Below are 2,187 nucleotides of genomic sequence, written 5' to 3' on the forward strand. Positions count from 1 at the left end.
CAATACGCTGGCAATCATGGGCGAGGAGATCACGCCCTTCTTCGGCCTCGAGGACGACGCCCGCGCCGTGCTCGACAATAACGAGCATGTGAAGATCGTGATCTTCGGCCATACCCACGGGGCCATGCAGCGCTACTACCGCGACGGCAAGACCTATATCAATACCGGCACCTGGACCCGCATGATCAACCTCGACTTCCGCAGCCTCGGCCAGAGCACGAGCCTCACCTTCGCGCTCGTGGAGTATACCGAAGAAGGCCAGCCGATTGCTTCGCTGCGGGAATGGCGCGGAGTGCATCATCCGCACCGGCCAGTAAACTTCTAAAACCGGCCCCCATGCCTGTTGATCCGGCGCCAGCAATCGACCCGCGAGTATCCACGGGCGAGGCTGGCGCTGTTTTTTAGAGATTTGGCGCTTGCAGGGACTTCATGCCAGCACGGGTTTCAGATGCTGGTTGTGGTAGTCCGCGTAGATCATGAGATGAGCGTAGAGGCGATCGGTTCGCTTCGTCGTGCACCAGGTCTTTCGCACCAGGCGGCTCACGTTGGCCCGGAACATCGCGCAGGTATGATTGAGGCTGAAGAGCGGATCGAATATCGTCTTCTTGAGCTCGCCCTGGCCGCCGAGCGAGCTGCGCCGGCTCTGGTAGGTCACATGGCGAGCCTTGGGAAAGAATTTTTTCACATCACCTGGATAGTGCGGATTGCTGTCTGATTTGATCACGGCATCTTCCACCACCAGATCCTGCAGGGTGCGGAAAAGCCGGGCCCGGCCGAGATGCCGCTCGTCCACTCTCGGCCCATACTTTCGGGCTTTCTCGACGAGGAGCCCCTTCGCGGGCATGCGTGAGACTTCCAGGCCCAGGATCCGCCTGGTTCTGGATTGCACGGCCAGAGTGACCGATAGCGGCTTGCACTTCGTGTGCTCAAAGGTTTCCAAGTCATCAAACTCGATCACTCGCGACTTGGCGCTATAATGGTTATTGATGCGGAGATTGCACTCCGCCTCGAAGCCCAGAACCATGAGCTTACGTTCCACCGTCTTGCGGTTGAGCTTAAAGGTGCGGGCCGCCCGGCGGATGGTGCCCGCGCTGGCGAAATGCCGGCGGAGCGCCTCATTTTTCTTCCGTTTTTTGTGCCGGAACCAGCGGTTGAAGGTGGCCCGCGAGCAGGTGCCCTTGCAGATCCGGCACTGGAAGCGCTGGATCCAGCGCGAATCACCGGTTCGATAATAAAACCCAAAGCGAACATAACTTGAACCGCTGATCCGCTCAGCCAGGCAATGAGGGCATTCTGAGTGCAACATCCCCGGGGAATCGCAAGGCCCAGGCCAGCTTTCCCTCGGAGTTCTTCACTTGCATCAACAGGCAAGGGGGCCGGTTATTGAAAATCCGATTTCGGCCGAATCAGAGCGCGCACTGCATAGTAGCCGGCCCCCGCTCCCACCGCGCACAGGGCAATTGGCACCGCGAAGACACTGGCCCCGCCGGAAGCCGAGTAGCCGAAACCAGCTGCCACGGTCGCTTCCACCCAGGTCATGGTTGCTCCTGCCGCAGCACCGGCACCGATCACGCCACTGCCAATGGCGAGCCGTGCATGCCCGCCGCCATTGCGCTTCAACTCCACAATTCCGGTTCCAAGCACAGCGCCGCCGGCGGCACATACGACAGTAGTGCCCAGCAGGAAGATTCCGAGGCCTGCCGTCCTGTAGGGCCGATTTACCTCTTTGGTCAGCGAGGCTTGAGCCAGCGCCTGGCGCGCCTGGGGGATGCTGGCGCAATCAGGAAGCGCACTTCTCCCGGAGCGCCCTTCCAGCTTTGCGCAAACGGCCCGGCCGGTCTTGCGGTCGATCAGCAGGATCCCGGCAGGCTCCGAGAAGGCCAGCCCCTTGGGCGAGCCGGCTTTGGGCTTGGCGTTTCCTTCCGGAGACGGTGCCCCCATCGCGCCAGCGGGATTCAGCGAATTAAGCAGGAAGAGCGCGCAGATCAGTCCCGAGGCATGAGCATAGTGGCGTTGCAGTGAATGTTTCATAGGATCCTCCGTGCAGAGGAAACCGGGCTGAGCGCCAAAGCTCGCGCGAGGGCTTTTCGGGGCCGGTGGGCCTATTTCTCTTCGGAATAGCGGTCCTGCTCGCCCTCGTCCTCATTATAGATGCAGCAGGTGCATTCCTGCCCGTCCCAGGTGCAG

The 2,187-nt window shown here is 61.0% G+C and carries 3 protein-coding genes; 1 reads left to right on the forward strand and 2 read right to left on the reverse strand.

Annotated elements, in window-relative coordinates:
* Positions 1-325, forward strand: a 325-nt coding sequence (locus KDH09_09305) for a hypothetical protein (protein MCB0219877.1), incomplete at its 5' end; no start/stop codon positions are given.
* Positions 326-427: 102 nt separating this feature from the next.
* Here KDH09_09305 and KDH09_09310 read toward each other — a convergent pair.
* Both KDH09_09310 and KDH09_09315 read right to left on the reverse strand, forming a co-directional pair.
* Positions 428-1,306: a hypothetical protein gene (locus tag KDH09_09310; GenBank protein MCB0219878.1), complete on the reverse strand. Its 879-nt coding sequence runs from the start codon at positions 1,304-1,306 to the stop codon at positions 428-430.
* Between the two features lie 74 nt (positions 1,307-1,380).
* Positions 1,381-2,031: a hypothetical protein gene (locus KDH09_09315; protein ID MCB0219879.1), complete on the reverse strand. Its 651-nt coding sequence runs from the start codon at positions 2,029-2,031 to the stop codon at positions 1,381-1,383.
* Between the last annotated feature and the right edge of the window lie 156 nt (positions 2,032-2,187).

The sequence above is a fragment of the Chrysiogenia bacterium genome, from assembly GCA_020434085.1.
Lineage (GTDB): Bacteria > JAGRBM01 > JAGRBM01 > JAGRBM01 > JAGRBM01 > JAGRBM01.

Excerpts from the sequence above, each read along its gene's own strand:
- KDH09_09315 (MCB0219879.1), bottom strand. The coding sequence starts at position 2,031 with ATGAAACATTCACTGCAACGCCACTATGCTCATGCCTCGGGACTGATC.
- KDH09_09310 (MCB0219878.1), bottom strand. The coding sequence starts at position 1,306 with ATGTTGCACTCAGAATGCCCTCATTGCCTGGCTGAGCGGATCAGCGGT.